Raw genomic sequence first — 19,798 nt, 5'->3', positions numbered from 1 at the left:
TTACGTTTGCGCGCTGGTTTGCCCGGATTTTGAAAAGTATGCGTTAGGGCAAAAGTCCCATTCTGTGAAATCTGTCAAGCAAAAGTGGAAGTACGGCTGCATTCTGACAAAACGGACGGTCCCTTTTAACAATTCGTTTCCCGGGGCAGGTACCGCATACGCGAGACTTACGTCTTTTTCTCAAACCGAAGTACGTCAGTCCGCCCTGCAAGTACGGGATGAAACGAAAAATCCTGTGAAGAATATTCTATAAGTGTATGATATACAAATGAGAATCTTATCCAAAAAGAATCCTAAATCTTAAATTTCTCCTTTGGAAGATGGCTTGTTTCAAACGTATCTTTGTGACTTGCTGACGGCCTGTGTCAGTCGGTCTGACAGAAGCCTTGCAGTGTCGGAGGTTGTCCGCCCGTATGGGACTGTCAGGCGATTTCCGGGGGTAAGTTGTCTGACGCCCCGGGCGGGCAACCCCCGACACTCGATAAAACGTTGCATGAAATAACTGAAAACCCTAATTATGAAACGATTGCTATTCCTTCTTTGCATGCTGAGCATCCTCCTCACGGATTGGAGTTTCGCTCAGGACATCAAGACCGTCAAACAGGCACTGGATGCGGTGTCTTTTGTAGAACCACCTTATATGACTTCGAAAGTGACAAATTATAGTTATCTAGGAGAATTTCCCATCAATACTGTGATTCCGGATAAGCTTTATGAAGACTTGCAATGTACTCAATACATTCATGCCAGTCGTTCGGAAGACTTATATCCTTCACTTTATTTGAAGATGAAAGTTCCTGCAACACATTATATATTAGGGGCTGTCACTTTTGGAGGTTCTACAGATTATTGGAACGATCAGCTCTTTTTGGCTGATGAAAACGGGAACATCACCGATGTATTGGAAGGCTGTACCCTCAACAGCAATATTGCCATCAAGCAGTATCGGATTTACGAGGACCTGTCCATCACGGTCTCCCATCTGGTCGTAACCAAGCCGGCGCACATTACTTATGATGAGTATTTGACAAATGAGGCACCGGTACGTGCTTATCGTATGGACGAACTCTATCAAGTGAAAGAAGGTAAGTTCGTAAAAGTCGGAGAACGTCCGTTCCCTGAGAAATATTACACCTACGACCAATTGTATAACCTGGATATCTGGGCCCCCGGTATGTAGCCCTTGAACCTGAAACAATGAATGGATTATGAAACGCTTTTTCACCTTGATTTGCTTTGTTTGCGTATTCTTCGTACATCTGTATGCTCAGTATACGTTTGAAGAAGGTTTGGATAGGATTCCTTTTTCGAAACTGCCTTATAAGGAACGCTATCTGCCTGTTGAGTATGAAGGTACTTGCTGTGTCAGTTTTGATTCACGCATTCCGGCAATAATCTGACGGATCATTGGGTTGTTATAACAGGACGAGGGTATGATTCGGAGAAAGAACAATATTATTTTACCTATATTGAGACGGGACGTTATAAGAATCAGGCACATAATGCAGTCTCTGGGAATCGGTTATACTATGATCCAAAGGAAGATAAAATTAGTGGTTATAAATGGGATGGTAAAAAAGTTTATAATGTAGTACAAATTAGACCTAATAAATGATTATGAAACGATTGCTATTACTTATTTGTATGTTGAGCATGATGACTGCAGATTGGTGTATTGCTCAGGATGTCAAGACTGTTAAACAGGCTCTAGATGCTGTCCCTTTTGTAGATCTTCCTTATTCTAGTCGCAAGTGGACTCTATTCCCTTATTTGGGCGAATTTCCCATCAACACGGTTATACCGGACAATCTCTATGAGGATTTGCAATCCACACAGTATATCCGCGCTTATAAGAATGAGGATTTGTATCCTTCTCTTTATCTGAAGGTGAAAATCCCTGATTCAAAGTACGTGCTTGGTGCAGTTACCTTTGGAGGAGCCACTGATTATTTGAATGATCAGCTCTTTTTGGCTGATGAGAACGGAAACATCACTGATGTATTGGAAGGTTGCACCCTTAATAGTAATATTGCTATCAAGCAGTATCGGATTGGCAAGGACTTGACCATTATCGTATCCCATTTAGTCGTTACTGAACCGGCACATATTACTTATCATGAGTATTTAACAAAGCGGGCACCGGTACGTGCTTATCGTATAGACGAACTCTATCAAGTGAAAGGAGGTAAGTTCGTAAAAATCGGAGAACGTCCGTTCCCTGAGAAATATTACACCTACGACCAATTGTATAACCTGGATATCTGGGCACCCGGTATGTAGCCCTTGAACCTGAAACAATGAATAGATTATGAAACGCTTTTGTACCTTGATTTGCCTGATTTGCGTATTCTTCGTACATCTGTATGCTCAATATACGCTGGAAGAAGGCTTGGGTCGGATTCCTTTTTCAAAACTGCCTTATAAGAAATGTAAAGATTAGGGGAAATTTTTCTGATGTGATCCCATATTGATAGTGGTATCAGCGCATAACAATCGAATGACAGTGATAATTTTAACGTATTCTTCAGCTTTATACTTACCTTTGTATATGGAATCAAGACTTTATGCCTGAACAACAATAAGGAAATGATGCAGATACACAATAATAAATTGATAGTAGAATGTTCTGCTTACGATTTCAAGGAAATGTTGGAACGTAAGAAAATAAAATCATGGCTTAAATCCGTGTCAGCTTTTGCCAATACGGAGGGTGGCAGTCTGTTTTATGGAGTAAACGATGACGGAGAGATTGTTGGTCTACCGATCGTGCCCTCTTTGAAGGACTGGTAAATCACCTCATTCATAGAGATTATACGATAATGGGTGGTGAAGTGCATATAGATATTTATGATGACCGCGTCGAACTGGTATCACCGGGGGCCATGCTTGACGGTACACAGATTCAAGATCGGGATATAAGTAAAGTGCCGTCCATGCGCCGTAATCCCGTTATTGCAGAAGTGTTCACACAGTTAAACTATATGGAGAAACGTGGTTCCGGCTTACGTAAAATGAGAGAGCTTACAGAAAAACTTCCCAACTTTTTGTTAGGAAAAGAACCGCAATATCAAACGGAAGCTGCTTCTTTTTATACTACTTTATATAATTTGAACTGGAGTGAGGATGGAAGAATATCTGTGGAAGAAGCTGCTAATAGGGTAAATAGGAAAAGTGTCCTGTAAACGAAAAATGTTCGGTCAAAGAGTTCGGTGTAAATGCAAAAATGTTCGGTGTAACGAGCAAAAGTTCGGTGAAAAAGTTCGGTGTAAATGCAGATAAGTGCGGGGATACATCCGAAACATCTAAGAAAGTCAGTAAAACTGTACAAAAGATAATTGACCTCGTTATTGCTGACCCATCAATTACAGCTGATAATATGGCTGATAAGGTTGGTGTAACAAAGCGCGCTATAGAGAAAAATATCAAGAATCTTCGAGACAGAGGCATTCTCATTCATGAAGGTTCTGATAAGGCTGGTTCTTGGCGTATTATTGTTAAACCACCAACTGAACAATAAACTTATGGAAATAGTCGTTGTCGTTTTGATTACCACCTTTTGATTCTCGTATATCAGCAAAATCTATACAGACCTCAATGTAAAGATTTTGTTTGGGCGAAAGGCAACACGGATTTGTCTCCTTAATCTTTTGTTACTATTGAGAAAAGACCTACTTTTGTGCCAATTTAAAGAAGGTATGAAAACGTTATCTATCGGAATAATCGTGCTTCTGTTGTTTGGCGCATGCAGCAACGGTCAAGGAGCCAAGAGAGTGAATAGCGGAGTTGTGACTGTAGATTCAGTGGCTGCCGATTCCGTGGCGGCTGATTCCGTGCGTGCGATGATGGATGTCCCTGAAAATCTGGATGAGACATTTGACGACTTTGTCTATACGTATGCCTCAGACAAGCAGTTCCAGCTGTATCGGACGCATTTCCCTCTGCCTTATAAGGAAGACAGTGTGCAGACGACCATCGCCCGTTCGGCATGGATTCATGATGCCCTGTATACCAATCTGGAATTTTACAACATGCTCTTCGACAGTGAGCCGGACATGGAGTATGAGAAGAAGACCGACGTCAACCGGGTCTACGTCTCATGGCTCTTCCTGGATACGTCGAAGACACGGCGTTACCATTTCGAACGAGTGAACGGACGCTGGATGCTGGAAGACATCGAGGAGACTTCGCTGAAGAATGACCCCAACGAGGACTTCCTGCAATTCTTCTACAAGTTCTGCAACGACTCCATCTTCCAGCGGGAGCATGTGGAGTCTCCGCTGAAGTTCGTCACGACAGACCCTGACGATGACTTCAATGTGATGGAGGCGTTCATCGAGGTCGACCAGTGGTTTGCCTTCCGTCCGAATCTGCCCAAGGACAAGATGACCAACATCAACTACGGACAGCCTTACAGTCCCTCGTCGAAGGAAAAGATTGTCACTTTCCGGGGCATCGGCAGCGGATACAGCAATACGCTCTTCTTCTCGCGCAAGCATGATGAGTGGTATCTGTCCAGCTTTGAAGACCTGAGCAACTAGGAAACGGCTTTGAGCTCCAGCAAAAGGCTTTCCCGGACTTGCATATTCGTTTCTGCACGACAGGTGCGAAACAGTTTCTAAATCGTGTTCTATATTTGTTTATGATACATCGTTATACAGACTATTCATTGCTGCCGCACAACACCTTCGGGATGGATGTGAAGGCAGCTTTTTTTGTGGAATATACTTCGGTTGATGACCTGCAGACGGTGCTGGCCGAACGTCGGCGTGCAGGCGCTGAAGACCGTCTGCTCCCCATCGGGGGTGGAAGCAACCTGCTGTTTGGAGGCGATTTCAGAGGAACGGTCCTCCATTCTGCCATACGTGGTATGATACCTGTAGCCGAGGATGACAGTCACGTGTGGGTGAAGGTCGGTGCCGGTGAAGTGTGGGATGACTTTGTGGCCCACTGTGTGGACCGGGGTTGGTATGGTGCCGAGAACCTGTCCGCCATTCCCGGGGAGGTGGGTGCCAGTGCCGTGCAGAACATCGGTGCATACGGTGCCGAGGTGAAAGACCTGATCACCGAAGTGGAAGTAGTGGAGGTGGCAACCGGCGCGTTGAGGCTTATTCCCGCAGCCGATTGTCGGTATGCCTATCGTCAGAGTATATTCAAGAATGAGTGGAAAGGGCGGTTCATCGTGACGCATGTCACCTACCGTCTGGGGAAGCAGCCGGACTTCCGCCTGGATTATGGTAACCTGAGTACGGAACTGGAAGGGAAACCCCTGACGTTGGCAACTGTACGCGAGGCGGTGCGCCGTATCCGCGACAGCAAGTTGCCCGACCCGCGCAAGCAGGGCAATGCCGGCAGCTTCTTCATGAATCCGGTGGTGGAGCGTCCGTGTTTTGAACGCATCCGTGCCGACTATCCTTCCATGCCGTTCTATGAGGTGGATGCCGACCATGTGAAAATCCCTGCCGGATGGATGATCGACCAGTGTGGCTGGAAAGGACGTGCGCTGGGACGTGCCGGTGTGCATGACCGACAGGCGTTGGTGCTTGTCAACCGGGGTGGTGCCACGGGTGCAGAGGTCATGGCATTGGCTGAGGCCGTCCGCCGGGATGTGAAGGAGAAATTCGGTGTCGAGATTCATCCGGAAGTGAATTACATAGTTTAATCCAACTCGGTCCTAAAGAGATTCTTATGAAGATAACGATATTAGGCAGCGGGACATCTACCGGGGTTCCCGAGGTCGGATGCACCTGCGAGGTGTGTCGGTCGGATGACCCGCACGACAAGCGTCTGCGTACGTCTGCCCTGGTGGAGACGCACGACACGCGTATCCTGATTGACTGCGGACCCGACTTCCGGGAGCAGGTGATGAACCTTCCTTTTCAACCCATTGACGGGGTGCTCATCACGCATGAGCATTACGACCATGTGGGAGGTATCGATGACTTGCGTCCGTTCTGCCGCCTGGGTGAAGTCACCCTTTATGCGGAGGACTACACGGCGGAGCGGTTGAGGCGTCGCATTCCCTATTGTTTTGCCGAACATAAGTATCCCGGAGTCCCTCAAGTGAAGCTGCAGGAGATTTATCCGGGACGTCCCTTCTTCATCCGTGAGGTGGAGGTGATGCCTCTCCGGGTGATGCATGGACCCTTGCCCATCCTGGGCTACCGCATCGGGGGACTGGTCTACATCACTGACATGAAGAGCATGCCTGAAGAGGAGTTCGCGCATCTGGAGAATGTCGATTGTCTGGTGGTGAATGCCTTGCGCTTTGAACCACACTGGACGCACCAGAATGTGGAGGAGGCTTTGGCTTTTGCAGCCCGTGTCGGTGCGAAAGAGACTTACTTCACGCATGCCAGCCATCACATCGGACTGCATGCCGTGTTCTCCCAGTCATTGCCTCCGCATGTACACATGGCATACGACGGACTGGAAATCGAAGTCTGATGGCGGATGGGAGGCTGAAAGCCGGTCCTCTGTCCCTTGAACCGTCCGGTGTCTCGCTCAGTGCTTGAAGTTCAGTGTGATGTTGGTGTTGAGTGTTTCGTTTGCCTCGATGAATTGGAGCGTGATGGTAAAATCGCCGAAGAACTTCGGGTGGTTGAAGAAGAAGGGTGGAAGAATCGTCTTGAACTCATTCGGATGGAGGTAGATGTCCTCCATGTCGGCGAAGAAGGTGAAGTTTGCTTCCGGCGCCAATGTGTCCAGATAGTCGGTCCATGCCACCCGGGCTACCTCGGAGTAGGAACGCTTGTTCAGGTAAGCCCTCAGGTCCTCTTCCCGGTCGGAGAGGATAAGGTACTGTTCGTTGAGGATGGCGTGCAGCTTGTCAGCTTCAGCCGCACGTTCCGTCAGCAGGTGTTTCGCTAGCCGGTTGTTGGGCAGCGTGTAGATGGGGTAGGACTGTCCCTTGTGCCAGATGCGCTTCCAGCCGCTTCGGGCTATCTTCTGCCAGGCACCCCGCGTGGCGGACAGCTCGAAACGCAGGGGCAGTAACATGACCCGATGGTCTTCCGTGGAGTCGTTCCCCCGGAATCCGATGATGTCCAGCTCCGTGCGTGTGTAGTCCTCCACAAACCGATAGAAAGCCTGTTGCAGGGGACGCTCGGTCAGGGTATCTTTCCCGGCAATGGAGTCCCGGCAGGCAAGCGCGTCGACCAGGTGTTGGATTTGCGGGATACCCATCTGATAGAATGTATAGGTGTTTGTCGGGAGGAAATCGGCAGACAGCAACGGGACTCGTGCATGTGCCAGCTGCGGGTAGTAACAGTCCTTGTCGCCTTCCGCCCGGTAGCACAGTCCGGTCAGGTAGATGGCATTCCCCTGCAGGTGGAGGTCATACTGTGTCCAGTCGGCGATGGGGCGTGTGCGTGCATACAGCCGTGTGGCATTCTCACTCTTTTTCTGTCGGTAGATTTTCGCAAAGAGCGAATCGTGGCGGATGGACGCCTTGTCGGTCGCGGCATCGATGACAGCCTCGATGAGTTTCTTCTGGAAGCTGATGGCATAGCTGTTCTGCTGGAAGAAGCATGCCAGGAACTTCCCGTTGTCGAGTGGATAGATGATGATTTTCTCTCCTTTGTAGGAGACTTCTTTCGGTGTATATCCTGTGGAACTCAGTTCCCGGAGGATGTCCTCCATCAGGTTACGGTCGCCGTTGCCCAGGTGTCCGTACAGGACCTGGTCCTCCGGCAGTCCCGGATTGTGGAAGCTGATGAGTACGTTGCTCATGGGGACGCTCAGTCCGTGACCTTTCTCTTCAGCTATCTCATCAATCTTGTGGTTGAGGAAGTTGAAGAGGTCGGAGAAGTGGAGCTGTTCGTATTCGTCGACAAAGGGAGTGGCCTCCAACGCCTGGAAGAGGCTGTTGATGTTGTTGGTTTCGATGATGGCCTGTGCATGAAGGGGGACGAGGGAAAAGAGGTCGGCCTTCTGGTTCTTCTCCTTCAGATTCAACTGGGCATAGAAGAACACACCTGTCACGACACAACAAAGGACGAAGACAAGCGTAAGGGTGATTCTTGATTTCAGCTTCCGACTCATGACATCTGTCAAATCTTAAAGTCTCTTTTTCCTACAGCTGGGGCAAATATAAGGAATAATGTGAGAAGTATGAAATAATATTAATGAATTCTCTTGATTTGTTCCAAAATCATTAAGGGATGTTAGAAAGGAAACACGGATGCTCAAAAGAAGTGTCTTTCGAAGCATCCGTGTAGGAAAAGAGTATGGAGAGAGAAATTGGGCAATTGAAAACGGCCTGCCGGGACAGGCGGGACCAATCATCGGACGCACCGGAGATACATCCTGATTTGTCATACCCATGTACATGGTCTTCAACCATGTTTACCGCCTGCAAATATAAATGATAAAAACAAAACTAAGGCATGAATTCTGAAGAAAAGGAAGGACTGAAACAGTTTTATTTGAAACTTATGGGCTTTTTTGTATCTTTTGGACTGAATTCAGGGGATAAATGGGAGCCAAGAGTCAAAATTGCCGTTGCAAGGGAGGAGACCGTATTCTTCTTTAGCCGGTGGTGAATACGGTCGTATGCACTTCAATCAGTGCTGGTACAACCCTGGAAAGTGATTGGCTTTCTCATGCAGCACGGCAAGAGGAGGCGGAGCTGCAAGTCCGTCCATCCGTCAGTTGTTCCCTCCCTCCAGCAGAAGTGCCAGCATGTCAAAATGTCAAACGAATCGCTCCACGGCGCCCTTCCTTGCACCCAAATGCGGGCGTTGGCTAAAGTTGGACTTTTCGGGCGATTCGTCAAATAAATCCTTGTCAACAGATGAGTTGGGCATAGCGAAACTTTAGCCGGGTAGTCGTGGATTCTGAAGTTTTTTGTACTTTTGCAACATTCTATAGGATTGAACACGAAATAAAAAACAAAACAAGCGATAATATATATGTTCGATAATCTGAGTGAACGACTCGAACGGTCGTTTAAAATCTTGAAAGGTGAAGGCAAAATCACCGAAATCAATGTGGCAGAGACGCTGAAGGATGTACGCCGTGCGTTGCTCGATGCCGACGTGAACTACAAAGTGGCTAAGACCTTTACGGACACGGTGAAGGAGAAGGCGTTGGGACAGAATGTGCTGACTGCCGTGAAGCCGAGCCAGCTGCTCGTGAAGATCGTGCACGACGAGCTGACGACCCTGATGGGTGGCGAAACGGCGGAGATAAACCTCAAGAGCCGTCCTGCCGTTATCCTGATGTCCGGTCTGCAAGGCTCGGGTAAGACGACCTTCTCCGGCAAGCTCTCCCTGATGCTGAAGAACAAGAAAGGACGCAAGCCGTTGCTGGTAGCCTGCGACGTCTATCGTCCTGCCGCCATCGAACAGCTGAAGGTGCTGGGCGAGCAGGTGCAGGTGCCTGTCTACAGCGAACCGGACAGCAAGAACCCCGTGGAGATAGCCCAACATGCCATTCAGGAAGCCAAGGCGAAAGGGTATGACACGGTGATTGTCGATACGGCCGGACGTCTCGCCATCGACGAGCAGATGATGAACGAAATCGAGTCCATCAAGCGTGCCATCGAGCCGGATGAAACGCTCTTCGTGGTCGATGCCATGACGGGACAGGATGCGGTGAACACTGCCCGTGAGTTCAACGAACGCCTTGACTTCGACGGCGTGGTCCTGACAAAGCTGGACGGTGACACCCGGGGTGGTGCTGCGTTGTCCATCCGTACGGTGGTCAACAAGCCCATCAAATTCGTCGGTACGGGAGAAAAGCTGGAAGCCATCGACTTGTTCCACCCTGCCCGTATGGCAGACCGTATCCTCGGCATGGGTGATATCGTCTCCCTGGTGGAACGCGCCCAGGAACAGTATGATGAGGCGGAAGCCAAGCGTCTGCAAAAGAAAATCGAGAAGAACCAGTTCGACTTCAACGACTTCCTGGCTCAAATCCAGCAAATCAAGAAGATGGGTAACCTGAAGGACCTGGCTTCGATGATTCCCGGTGTGGGTAAAGCCATCAAGGATATTGAAATCGACGACAACGCGTTCAAGAGTATTGAGGCCATCATCTACTCCATGACGCCGAAGGAGCGTACACACCCCGAAATCCTGAACAACTCCCGCCGTCAGCGCATCGCCAAGGGTAGCGGAACGAGCCTTCAGGAAGTGAACCGCCTCCTGAAGCAGTTTGACCAGACACGCAAGATGATGAAGATGGTCACCGGAAGCAAGATGGGCAAGATGATGGCACGGATGCCGAAGATGCCGGGCATGCCGAAAATGAAGTAAGTTTGCAAAAGTTACATTAAAAAAGAATAGATGCTATGACACTAATCGACGGAAAAGCCGTTTCGGCACAGATTAAGAAGGAAATAGCCGAAGAGGTGGCACAGATTGTGGCTGCCGGAGGCAAGCGTCCTCACCTGGCTGCCATCCTGGTGGGTCACGACGGAGGCAGTGAGACGTATGTGGCAAACAAAGTGAAGGCCTGCGAAGAGTGCGGCTTCAAATCGACTCTCATCCGTTATGAGGCGGATGTGACGGAAGCCGAGTTGCTCGACAAGGTGAGAGAGCTGAATGCCGATGCCGACGTGGACGGATTCATCGTGCAGCTTCCCCTGCCGAAGCACATCTCCGAGCAGAAAGTCATCGAGACGATTGACTACCGCAAGGATGTGGATGGTTTCCACCCCATCAATGTCGGACGTCTGTCCATCGGACTGCCCTGCTATGTGTCGGCTACGCCTAACGGCATCCTGGAGTTGCTCCGTCGCTACAACATCGAGACTTCGGGCAAGAAGTGTGTGGTGCTCGGACGCAGCAACATCGTGGGCAAGCCGATGGCTACGCTCATGATGCAGAAAGCCTATCCCGGAGATGCGACCGTGACCGTCTGCCACAGCCGTTCGAAGGACCTGGTGAAGGAATGTCAGGAGGCGGACATCATCATTGCCGCCATGGGACAGCCCAACTTCGTGAAAGCCGAAATGGTGAAGGAAGGCGCCGTGGTCATCGATGTCGGTACGACCCGTGTGCCCGACGCAACCCGTAAGTCCGGCTTCAAGCTCACCGGCGATGTGAAGTTTGACGAAGTGGCTCCGAAGTGCTCGTTTATCACTCCGGTGCCGGGCGGTGTGGGTCCGATGACGATTGTGTCGTTGATGAAGAATACCCTGCTTGCCGGCAAGAAAGCCGTCTATAAGGATTGAAGACTGTAAGAAATTCAGGGGACGGGCGGACGAGTGAACAGATTTCTCGTCGCCTTGTCCCCTTCCCATTTATCCACCCGTTCACTTTTCTCCCCATGTTCCTGCAACGATTGATGAAATGCGGATGCCTGCTTCTAGGCTGCATCCTGTGGCATGCTGCCCCTGCACAGACTGTCGACTTGCTGTTTGCCGGCGACCTGATGCAGCATCAGGCGCAAATCGATGCCGCCCGTACAGCGACCGGTTACAATTATGATTCCTGCTTTACGCTGGTGAAGCCCGAGATAGAGAAGGCCGACCTGGCTGTTGCCAACCTGGAAGTGACCTTGGCAGGCAAGCCTTATAAGGGCTATCCGCAGTTCAGTGCCCCCGATGAGTATCTGAAGGCGGTCAAGGATGCCGGCTTCGATGTGCTGGTCACTGCCAACAACCATTGCCTGGACGGCGGAAAGAAAGGGCTGGCACGCACCATTTCGATGCTTGACTCCCTCCGTATTCCTTTTGCAGGGACTTACCGTGATGCCGCGGAGCGTTTCCACCGTTATCCGCTGCTGGTGGAGCAGAACGGTCTGCGGATTGTCTTCCTCAATTACACGTACGGGACAAACGGGCTGAAAGTGTCTCCTCCCCAAGTGGTCAACTACATTGATACGCTGCAAATCCGCAAGGATATCCAGGCTGCCCGCCGGCTTCGTCCCGATGCCATCATTGCGTTGATGCATTGGGGATTGGAATACAAGAGCCAGCCCGAGGCATCCACCCGTCAGTTGGCACGTTGGTTGATTCGTGAAGGGGTAGACCACATCATAGGTTCGCATCCCCATGTGGTGCAGCCCATTGAGGTCTGGGAAGACGAGAAGGAGCGCTCCCGACGCCATCTGGTGGTCTATTCACTGGGCAACTACATCAGCAACATGTCAAAGTCCGGTACAGACGGAGGGCTGATGGTCCGGTTGCAGTTGACAAAGAAGGGGGAGACCACTCGCCTGAGTAATTGTGCCTATAGCCTGGTGTGGGTATCACGTCCGGTGTTGAGTGGCAAGAGTCAATATCGTCTTTATCCAGCCGCCAATCCTCCCCAAGACCTTACTCCGGCTGAGCGGACGCGCCTTCATACGTTTGTCGGCGAGAGCCGTCGCCTGTTCGAGAAGTACAATAGAGGCATAAAAGAGTATGTTTTCTGAAAAATATCGACCAAACTATTTGCAGGATTCAAAATAATGCCTACCTTTGCATCGCAATTGAGAAAGCGATATCTCAAAAGCAAAACATACATGGTGGCTGTAGTTCAGTTGGTTAGAGCGTCAGATTGTGGTTCTGAATGTCGTGGGTTCGAGTCCCATCTGCCACCCGTAAGAAACGCTAATTACTAATAAAGTAGTTAGCGTTTTTTCTTTGGTTCGCCCAGCATGAACATTCGGCTCAGTGGTTCAGGGTTCAGTTTGTTTTCTTGGGGATTTAACAAATGGCAGATAAATCTTATCTTTGCCATATGAAACATAAAGCCATAGATTATAAATCCGTTTTGTCTTTATTCCTAATAATGGGACTCTTTTGGAAACAATAAATCCCACTTCAGAGTGGGATTTATTGTTTTGAGACAGTCTTTTTTATTTTCCTAATAGAGGTGATAATTTGTTTGTAATCAGAGAGTAATGTATAATGTACTGTCTCTGATGGTTCAAAGATAGTAATTTGGAAGCAAGTCACAACCGTGGGACTTTTGCGAGATATAGACAAGTGACTGTCTCTGATGGTTCAAAGATAGTAATTTGGAAGCAAGTCACAACAATAAAAACACCTAAAACTTATAAGGATTAACTGTCTCTGATGGTTCAAAGATAGTAATTTGGAAGCAAGTCACAACCTACAGGAACAGCTTTTACATTGTATACAACTGTCTCTGATGGCGCAAAGATAGTAATTTGGAAGCAAAATTAGCTCAGTTTGTTTTCTTGACTTTGGGAGGCTCAGGGTTTAGTATTTAAATACCCCCTGATATAAAACAAGCATGCAAGTACGGTTTGCCCTCCGTACTTGCATCTTGACTTCGACCTGTTTCTGATCCGATTGAGATTACAGTTTGCCCACCAGGTCGATGCTGGGCTTTAAGGTTGCAGCGCCTTTTTTCCATTTGGCAGGACAAACCTCACCGTCGTGGGATGCTACGAATTGGGCAGCTTCCACTTTACGCAAGAGCTCGTCGGCGTTACGTCCGATGTTGTTATCCTGAATCTCGGCAAGCTTGATCTGACCTTCCGGGTTGACCAGGAAGGTGCCGCGATAAGCCATACCTTCTTCTTCAATCATGACACCGAATGCACGGCACAGGGCACCTGTCGGGTCGGCAAGCATGGGATAGTGAATGTTGCGGATGCTCTCCGAAGCGTCGTGCCAGGCTTTATGGACAAAATGTGAGTCGGTGCTGACAGAATAAACCTCTACACCCATTGCCTTGAACTGGTCGTAGTTTTGAGCCATGTCAAGCAGCTCTGTCGGGCATACGAAGGTGAAGTCTGCCGGGTAGAAGAAGAAAATAGCCCACTTGCCTTTTACATCTTCATTGGTTACCGTGATAAATTCTCCGTTATGAAATGCCTGCACCTTGAATGCGGGCAGTTGTGAATTAATAATGGGTTCCATAATTGTAATAATTAAAAAGTTTAAGCGTGTACAAAAATAGTTGGCGGGGTTGAATGCTGCAATCACCATTTCTAGGTATTTTGAGGGGCGTTGGCAATTGGAAAGCGAAAACCACAGCTGTCCGTCGGTTTTCCGTTAGGCATATTTGTAAAATGATACAGTATATTAAGATAATATGTGACAAGACTTCCCGATAAGAGTTCTATATTTGCAGCATGTCGAAGAAACATGGAATGAAAACAACGGCTAAACGCCGGATTGCCGTGGCATGGATGCTGTTCCTGGTACTCATGCCTTTCTTCGTGGTGAAGACCCTTCATCACCACGGGACGTGCACCCAGGATGTTTGCCGGAGTACCGACGGGCATGAGCATTCTTCCGAGGAACAGTGCCCCATCTGCCATTTCATGCTTTCACCTTTCACTGAAGCCGAGTCGCTGCAAGTGGAAGTCGCTGTTCCGGTATCTGAAGCTGAATATTCCCTGTATGTGGCGATGCCGGACCGTAGGTGTATCCACCTCTTTCAACTTCGCGCCCCGCCTGTTGTTCTGGTTTGATTTTCCCTCTAAGAACAACAAATTTCCTACTATCATTACATTTTTACCGTAAGTCTGTTCGGATACAGGCATCGGACGGTGTGTCCGTATGTTCCGGCTTCTTCGGATGCCGGGATTTACGTCAGGGATGCATTGTGCCTGCCCGGTCCGCTCAGAGAGAATATGTATTCATTTATGTGAAAAGCAATGAGAAACATTTTTGTGGGCATTCTACTCCTTTTTATGTTGCATTCCCGGGCGGAGACGTCCGACACCATTCCACCGCATGCTGCAAGGAGCGTGACGCTGGATGAGGTTGTCGTGGTCGGCGGACGGGAGGAAGCAGGCAGCCGTCTGCTCCCTTCGCTCAACGTCGTCCGTGTGGGGCTGGACCGGATGGACGAGCAGCGTGCGGGCAGCTTGATGCAGACGCTGGACGGAGTGCCGGGCGTGCGTGCCATGCACATCGGTTCCGGACAATCGAAACCCTTCATCCGGGGCATGGGATTCAACCGCGTGCTGGTGGTGGAAAACGGACTCCGGCATGAGGGACAGCAGTGGGGCGACGACCACGGACTGGAGATTGACCAGTTTGCGGTCGACCGTGTGGAAATCATCAAGGGACCGGCTGCGTTGTTCTATGGTTCGGATGCCATTGGCGGAGTCGTCAGTCTGCACAGTCGTGTCATGCCGATGAAGCCTTTCGAAGCAGGCGTCCGTCTGTTTGCGCAGACGGGGAATGCTTCGGCGGGGCTGTCTGCCCGTGTCGGAGGACGTCGGGGGAGACATTATTATAAGGTATGCTTTACGGTGGTCGATTATGCCGACTACAAGGTGACGACAGACAGCGTCCGTTATTACTCCTACCGGATTCCCTTGCGGAAGCGTCGGTTGCGGAACACGGCTGGCAGGGAGTATGACGGAAGCATGGCCTGGGGATATACCGGCGAGAACTTCTCCACCCGGGTCGATGCGTCGCTGGTGCATCTTGAGAGCGGTTTCTTTGCCGACGCACACGGATTGGAGGTGCGACTGTCTGACATCGATTATGACCGTTCGTCGCGTGATGTCGACCTGCCTTGCCAGCGGGTGAATCATGTGAAACTGACAAATCACTCCCTCTGGCAGACCGGGGGCGTCCGTTGGGAGAGCCGCGTGGCTTACCAGGCGAATTGGCGCAAGGAGCTGTCGGAGGCGGTGTCCCATGGCTACATGCCCCTTCCGCCCGGCAATGTGGAGAGGAGCTTCCGCAAGCAGACGCTGGCAGCCGGCATCGGTCTGGAAGTGGACGTCCAGGAAAGGCACCGCTTGCAAGCCGGACTGACGGCGGACTTCCAGCACAACCGTCGCGGTGGTTGGGGGTTCATCCTTCCGGCTTTTGAGGCGCTGTCCCTGGGAGGCTATCTGCTCGACCGCTATACCCTGTCGGATGCCCTGACGCTGAATGCCGGCATCCGTGTGGACCGTGCAAGTCTGCATGTGCACCGTTACCGTGACTGGTTCCTCACTCCGGTGGCGGATGCCGACTCGGTCTATAAGGAGCGTTCGCCTGAAGGCCGTTGGACGTTCCGCAGCCTGACCTGGTCGGTCGGAGGACGTTACGTGTCGGGGGCATGGACCTGGAAAGCCAATGTGGGCAAGAGCTTCCGTGTCCCCCAGCCTCAGGAAGTGGGGGCGGATGGTGTCAACTACCACGTCTTCCGTTATGAGAAAGGCATGCCGGACTTGCAGCCCGAAGAGTCTTACCAGCTGGATGCCGGCATGGCATGGCGTACGGAGCAGGCACATCTCCACCTCGAACCCTTTGTGAACTATTTCCCGAACTACATCTATCTCCTGCCGACAGCCGGCTATACGGAGGGCTTGCAGACGTATGTCCATACCCAGAGCCGGGTGTTCCGTTGGGGCTTTGAAGCCGGGGCAAGCTATTGGGTGCTGCCTCGGTTGGAAGTCGGCGTGCAGGGAGAGTACCTGTATGCCGTCCAGCTTTCGGGTGCCGGCAAAGGGACCGCCCTGCCTTTCTCGCCGCCCTGGAGAGCCGGACTGGAGTTGAAGTACGTGTTCCCTTCCGCGGACGGGACGGGGGACGGGTTCGTCGGATGCAGCTATACGCTCGTCGGAAGGCGGAACCGCATCGTCCCTCCCGAACTGCCTACGGCGGGTTATGGACTGGTGAATGTGTCTGTCGGGAAAGCCTTTGCCTGGAAAGGACATCGGATGAGCGTGCACGTGCAGGGACTCAACCTGCTCGGCAAGCGTTATTACGATGCCACGAGCTACTACCGTCTGATTGATGTGCCCGGACCGGGACGTCAGTTCTCCGTCCTGCTGGGGATGGAACTGTGACGGGAAAGTGAATACCCTGAACTTATAACACCCGAAGGCGGGATGCGTCGCATGGATGCTCCCTGCCTTCCCTAAAACAATAAGTCTATGAAAGAGAATGTATGTATCGCCAGGTTTAAGGCAGTAGTCTGTCTGCTGGCTGTGTGTATCTGCGGACTGTCGTCCTGCAGCAGTGAAGAGGGTGACTTGCGGAAGCCTGTCATCGAGACGCTCGACGATTCCTTCCCCACCAATTGTCAGGTGTATGTGAAGGGGGGAGTCATCCCGTTCCACTATGCGTTCACCGACGATGTGGAGCTGGGCAACTATAACATCGAGGTGCATAACAATTTCGACCATCATACCCATAGCACCGAGGCGGGCGACTGTCCGTTCGACCCGGTGAAGAAGCCGGTGAAGCCCTGGGTCTACAACCGGGACTTCTCCATTCCGCCGCACAGCCTGCGCCACGATGCACGGGTGGAGATTCCCATTCCCGACGACATCGACGCGGGCGACTATCACTTCATGATACGGGTGACCGACCGTGCCGGCTGGCAGGAGTTGAAATCGGTGAGCATCAAAATCGTGGAGGCTTCATGATGAGGGCTCTCAATGGATTGCTCCGGCAACGACCGGGAAGGGGCGTGCCGGTGTGGCTGGCAGTCATGCTTCCGCTCATCGGACGGGCGGCTGACGACCTCCGGATGCCTCCGGACTCTCTGGGCAGGAGGCTGAAGCCCGTGATGCTGGACGAGGTGGTCGTGAAGGGAGAGGCTCCCGTGGCGACCGGCAGGGATGAAATCGGAGGCGAGCAGCTGAAGTGGAGCCGGGCGGCTACGTTGGGCGAGACCCTGAGCCGGGTGCCGGGTGTGCAGAACAGCTACTTCGGACCGAACGCGGGTGCCGCCGTCATCCGTGGCTTGAGCGGCAACCGTGTCAAGGTGCTGCACCAGGGGCTTTCGCTGAACGACCTGTCGGGGATTAGTCCCGATTTCAACGTCAGCCTGAATCCGGACAACCTGCGTTCCGTGACGCTTTACAAAGGCTCTGCCACGGTGCTGTATGGTGGAAAGGCCATTGGCGGCGCCGTGGACCTGGACGACAACCGGGTCCCCCTGACGGTGCCGGTGAAGCCGTTGGCGGTTTCTGCCTGTCTGGACGGGAGCACTAACAACGGGTATCGTCAGTCGTTCGCTGCCGAAGGACGGGTCGCGCAACATTGGACCTGGACCTTGGGCGGGATGAACAGTTGGGTGTCCCGCCGCCATATCCCCGGCAACAGCAAGCCCGAGCGGGTGTATGACCCTGCCATCGTCGGTTTTGACACGAACCTGCAGCTGATGGCACAAGTGGCTGTCGATGCCGAGCATGTGCTCAACACCTCCCTCTTCCCCTACATGGACCGGTTCGTCCTCGACCACCTGAACGACCCGGAGTGGGGACTCTCGCCGGAGGATGTGTGGACCTTCAAGGCGCGCTATTACGATGCCGCCTCCTATTCCTATAAGGACAATCCGCCCAATCCGGGTTACGTTCCCGGGCAGGACCCGGAGCGCGACCGCTACAGGGACGTGGTCCGCGACATCCGCGACTACGGACCGATGCGGCGGGGTGTCATCCCCAACAGCCATGCGCGGGCGAACTCCCTGAACCTGGGGACGGCGTATGTGGACGATCGGCTGGCAGTCGGCATCGGCTACCAGTGTGACTACGCCTACTATGGGGTGCCGGCGTATGCGAAGATTCCCGAGGCGGGACATACCCATACGCATGCCGACGGGACGGTGCACCTCTTTGCCGTGCAGCAACCCTTTCTGCCCATTAACGTGCGGTCCACCTCCAACCTGCTGCTCCTGCAGGGACGCTGGACGGGGGAGATGCCGCTCTTCCGGAAGGCAAAGCTGCTCCTGGGCGGTCAGTTCGCATCTGACAAGGAGCTGCTGGGCGAGGCGACCGTCAACCGGTTGGGGACTTCGCGCGGGATGGCACGGCTGGAGCTGTCGCAGAAGGAGTGGCTTTTCCTGAACGGCACAGTCGGGATGGACTATGACTCCCGTCGGATAGACGGACGGGGCAGGGGACGCTACCTGCCCGATACCCGAAGCCGGGAACTTGCCTTCTTCGTCGACGAACGGGCGGACTTCTCCTGGTTGCAACTGATGATGGGCTATCGTCACGACTTCATCCGCCGCAGGGCGGTGGAGGGGAACGGTTACCAGCCGGGACGCGGACTGGCAGGCAGGGAACGTGCACCGCGCCGGTTCGGACTCGACCAGTTCAGTGCCGGGATGAAGCTCGACGTGCTGCGCCCTGCCTACCTGCGTCTGTCCTTCACCCACTCCCAGCGTGCCCCGGAGGTGAACGAGCTGTATGCCGGGAACAACCATTATGCCATCGTGACCGAGGAGAACGGCGACGACCGCCTGGGCAAGGAGATTGCCAACGCGGTGGAGGTGGAAGGCGGACTGGCGACGAAGCACCTCGAGGTGACGGTCAACTGGTACCGGACGCACTACGACGGCTATCTCTACCTGGCGCACACCGGTGTGTCGCGGGGAGGACTGACGGTCAAGGAGTGGCGGGCTGCCGACGCCCTCCTGTCCGGCTGGGAAGTGCGGCTCGTCGGTAAAGCGGACTTGAAGTCACTCGGCAGCTGGCAGCTCGGAGGATATTACGACCGTGTGAAGAGCAGGAACCTCTCGGACAGCGAGATGAGCCGTTGGGCGGAGGGGGACTTCCTGCCGAACATGCCCACAAGCCGGTTGGGGGCAAGCTTGTCGGGGCACGTCGGACACTTCACGGCGCATGTCGCGCTGGACCATTACCTCCGGCAGAAGTACCTGGGCAAGCACATCAGCGATGAATTTGCCTTCCCCGCCTACAGCCTGCTCAGCGCCCGGCTGTCCTGTGAGAGGTCGGTCGGCAGTGTGGGAGTGGAGTGCTATGTCTACGGGACCAACCTGCTGGACCGCGAAGCCCGTCCGCAGAACTCCCTGCTGCGCTACCTGGCGCCCTTGCCCGGCATCAGCCTGGGAGGAGGCATCTGCGTGAGACTCTGAACGGCGGGGCGGATGAACCCTCGTCAGTCGATTAAACAAGAAGAAACTATAAGCTT

At 52.2% G+C, this 19,798-nt stretch carries 16 protein-coding genes, 1 tRNA gene and 1 pseudogene; 16 read left to right on the top strand and 2 right to left on the bottom strand.

All coding sequences use genetic code 11. The features are described 5' to 3' along the window. The first annotated feature begins 517 nt into the window (after positions 1-517). The 7 genes and pseudogenes from M3087_RS08765 to M3087_RS08735 all read left to right on the top strand — a co-directional run bounded on the left by M3087_RS08765 (position 518) and on the right by M3087_RS08735 (position 6,444). Positions 518-1,180, top strand: coding sequence for a hypothetical protein (locus tag M3087_RS08765; protein WP_249095040.1), 663 nt, complete (start codon positions 518-520; stop codon positions 1,178-1,180). A 28-nt stretch (positions 1,181-1,208) separates the two neighbouring features. Continuing rightward, on the top strand, positions 1,209-1,400 hold the full coding sequence (locus M3087_RS08760; protein WP_249095038.1) for a hypothetical protein: 192 nt from the start codon (positions 1,209-1,211) through the stop codon (positions 1,398-1,400). Positions 1,401-1,617: 217 nt separating this feature from the next. Further along, the gene (locus M3087_RS08755) at positions 1,618-2,280 is read left to right on the top strand and encodes a hypothetical protein (protein ID WP_249095035.1); all 663 of its coding nucleotides are present in this window, start codon (positions 1,618-1,620) and stop codon (positions 2,278-2,280) included. Positions 2,281-2,589: 309 nt separating this feature from the next. Next, positions 2,590-3,517: pseudogene (locus tag M3087_RS08750) on the top strand (ATP-binding protein). A 268-nt stretch (positions 3,518-3,785) separates the two neighbouring features. Next, the gene (locus M3087_RS08745; RefSeq protein WP_249095033.1) at positions 3,786-4,538 is read left to right on the top strand and encodes a DUF4348 domain-containing protein; all 753 of its coding nucleotides are present in this window, start codon (positions 3,786-3,788) and stop codon (positions 4,536-4,538) included. 104 nt (positions 4,539-4,642) lie between these two features. Beyond that, positions 4,643-5,659: a UDP-N-acetylmuramate dehydrogenase gene (murB, locus tag M3087_RS08740; RefSeq protein WP_410796978.1), complete on the top strand. Its 1,017-nt coding sequence runs from the start codon at positions 4,643-4,645 to the stop codon at positions 5,657-5,659. Positions 5,660-5,685: 26 nt separating this feature from the next. Then, positions 5,686-6,444 (top strand): MBL fold metallo-hydrolase, encoded by a 759-nt coding sequence (locus M3087_RS08735; RefSeq protein ID WP_022384167.1) that lies wholly within the window; start codon positions 5,686-5,688, stop codon positions 6,442-6,444. 57 nt (positions 6,445-6,501) lie between these two features. On the opposite strand, the gene M3087_RS08730 is transcribed toward M3087_RS08735, so the two are convergent. Beyond that, entirely contained in the window at positions 6,502-8,052 is a 1,551-nt protein-coding gene (locus tag M3087_RS08730) for a hypothetical protein (protein WP_249095029.1), read from the bottom strand. A 332-nt stretch (positions 8,053-8,384) separates the two neighbouring features. Between M3087_RS08730 and M3087_RS08725 the strand changes: the two genes are divergently transcribed. The 5 genes from M3087_RS08725 to M3087_RS08705 all read left to right on the top strand — a co-directional run bounded on the left by M3087_RS08725 (position 8,385) and on the right by M3087_RS08705 (position 12,527). Then, a complete protein-coding gene (locus tag M3087_RS08725) occupies positions 8,385-8,540 on the top strand; it encodes a hypothetical protein (protein ID WP_249095027.1) in 156 nt (51 codons plus the stop codon). A 369-nt stretch (positions 8,541-8,909) separates the two neighbouring features. Then, positions 8,910-10,256, top strand: coding sequence for a signal recognition particle protein (gene ffh, locus M3087_RS08720; RefSeq protein WP_022384170.1), 1,347 nt, complete (start codon positions 8,910-8,912; stop codon positions 10,254-10,256). A 35-nt stretch (positions 10,257-10,291) separates the two neighbouring features. Beyond that, on the top strand, positions 10,292-11,176 hold the full coding sequence (gene folD, locus M3087_RS08715; protein WP_022384171.1) for a bifunctional methylenetetrahydrofolate dehydrogenase/methenyltetrahydrofolate cyclohydrolase FolD: 885 nt from the start codon (positions 10,292-10,294) through the stop codon (positions 11,174-11,176). A gap of 113 nt (positions 11,177-11,289) precedes the next feature. Further along, the gene (locus M3087_RS08710) at positions 11,290-12,360 is read left to right on the top strand and encodes a CapA family protein (protein WP_249095086.1); all 1,071 of its coding nucleotides are present in this window, start codon (positions 11,290-11,292) and stop codon (positions 12,358-12,360) included. A 93-nt stretch (positions 12,361-12,453) separates the two neighbouring features. Beyond that, a tRNA-His gene (locus M3087_RS08705) sits at positions 12,454-12,527 on the top strand. 725 nt (positions 12,528-13,252) lie between these two features. On the opposite strand, the gene ahpC is transcribed toward M3087_RS08705, so the two are convergent. After that, positions 13,253-13,819, bottom strand: a complete 567-nt coding sequence (gene ahpC / locus M3087_RS08700; RefSeq protein WP_022383295.1) for an alkyl hydroperoxide reductase subunit C — start codon at positions 13,817-13,819, stop codon at positions 13,253-13,255. 233 nt (positions 13,820-14,052) lie between these two features. On the opposite strand from ahpC, the gene M3087_RS08695 reads away from it, so the two are divergent. The 4 genes from M3087_RS08695 to M3087_RS08680 all read left to right on the top strand — a co-directional run bounded on the left by M3087_RS08695 (position 14,053) and on the right by M3087_RS08680 (position 19,742). Continuing rightward, positions 14,053-14,376, top strand: a complete 324-nt coding sequence (locus tag M3087_RS08695) for a hypothetical protein (RefSeq protein WP_249095025.1) — start codon at positions 14,053-14,055, stop codon at positions 14,374-14,376. A gap of 186 nt (positions 14,377-14,562) precedes the next feature. Continuing rightward, positions 14,563-16,701 carry a TonB-dependent receptor gene (locus M3087_RS08690; RefSeq protein ID WP_249095023.1) on the top strand — a complete coding sequence of 713 codons (2,139 nt, stop codon included), beginning with the start codon at positions 14,563-14,565 and terminating at the stop codon, positions 16,699-16,701. An 87-nt stretch (positions 16,702-16,788) separates the two neighbouring features. Next, the gene (locus M3087_RS08685) at positions 16,789-17,283 is read left to right on the top strand and encodes a DUF4625 domain-containing protein (RefSeq protein WP_022384315.1); all 495 of its coding nucleotides are present in this window, start codon (positions 16,789-16,791) and stop codon (positions 17,281-17,283) included. Continuing rightward, positions 17,280-19,742 (top strand): TonB-dependent receptor, encoded by a 2,463-nt coding sequence (locus M3087_RS08680; protein ID WP_249095021.1) that lies wholly within the window; start codon positions 17,280-17,282, stop codon positions 19,740-19,742. Before M3087_RS08685 ends, M3087_RS08680 begins: the two co-directional genes overlap by 4 nt. Positions 19,743-19,798: the final 56 nt, after the last annotated feature.

Origin of the sequence: Mediterranea sp. ET5, from assembly GCF_023337025.1 — a bacterium.
GTDB lineage: Bacteria > Bacteroidota > Bacteroidia > Bacteroidales > Bacteroidaceae > Phocaeicola_A.
Note: the sequence above shows the minus strand (reverse complement) of the source record. Positions and strands in the feature narration are given on the sequence as shown.

Coding starts and splice junctions, on each gene's coding strand:
- ahpC (WP_022383295.1), bottom strand. CDS start 13,819: ATGGAACCCATTATTAATTCACAACTGCCCGCATTCAAGGTGCAGGCA.
- M3087_RS08755 (WP_249095035.1), top strand. CDS start 1,618: ATGAAACGATTGCTATTACTTATTTGTATGTTGAGCATGATGACTGCA.
- M3087_RS08735 (WP_022384167.1), top strand. CDS start 5,686: ATGAAGATAACGATATTAGGCAGCGGGACATCTACCGGGGTTCCCGAG.
- folD (WP_022384171.1), top strand. CDS start 10,292: ATGACACTAATCGACGGAAAAGCCGTTTCGGCACAGATTAAGAAGGAA.
- M3087_RS08710 (WP_249095086.1), top strand. CDS start 11,290: ATGAAATGCGGATGCCTGCTTCTAGGCTGCATCCTGTGGCATGCTGCC.
- ffh (WP_022384170.1), top strand. CDS start 8,910: ATGTTCGATAATCTGAGTGAACGACTCGAACGGTCGTTTAAAATCTTG.
- M3087_RS08685 (WP_022384315.1), top strand. CDS start 16,789: ATGAAAGAGAATGTATGTATCGCCAGGTTTAAGGCAGTAGTCTGTCTG.
- M3087_RS08725 (WP_249095027.1), top strand. CDS start 8,385: ATGAATTCTGAAGAAAAGGAAGGACTGAAACAGTTTTATTTGAAACTT.
- M3087_RS08765 (WP_249095040.1), top strand. CDS start 518: ATGAAACGATTGCTATTCCTTCTTTGCATGCTGAGCATCCTCCTCACG.
- M3087_RS08690 (WP_249095023.1), top strand. CDS start 14,563: ATGAGAAACATTTTTGTGGGCATTCTACTCCTTTTTATGTTGCATTCC.
- M3087_RS08760 (WP_249095038.1), top strand. CDS start 1,209: ATGAAACGCTTTTTCACCTTGATTTGCTTTGTTTGCGTATTCTTCGTA.
- M3087_RS08680 (WP_249095021.1), top strand. CDS start 17,280: ATGATGAGGGCTCTCAATGGATTGCTCCGGCAACGACCGGGAAGGGGC.
- M3087_RS08695 (WP_249095025.1), top strand. CDS start 14,053: ATGAAAACAACGGCTAAACGCCGGATTGCCGTGGCATGGATGCTGTTC.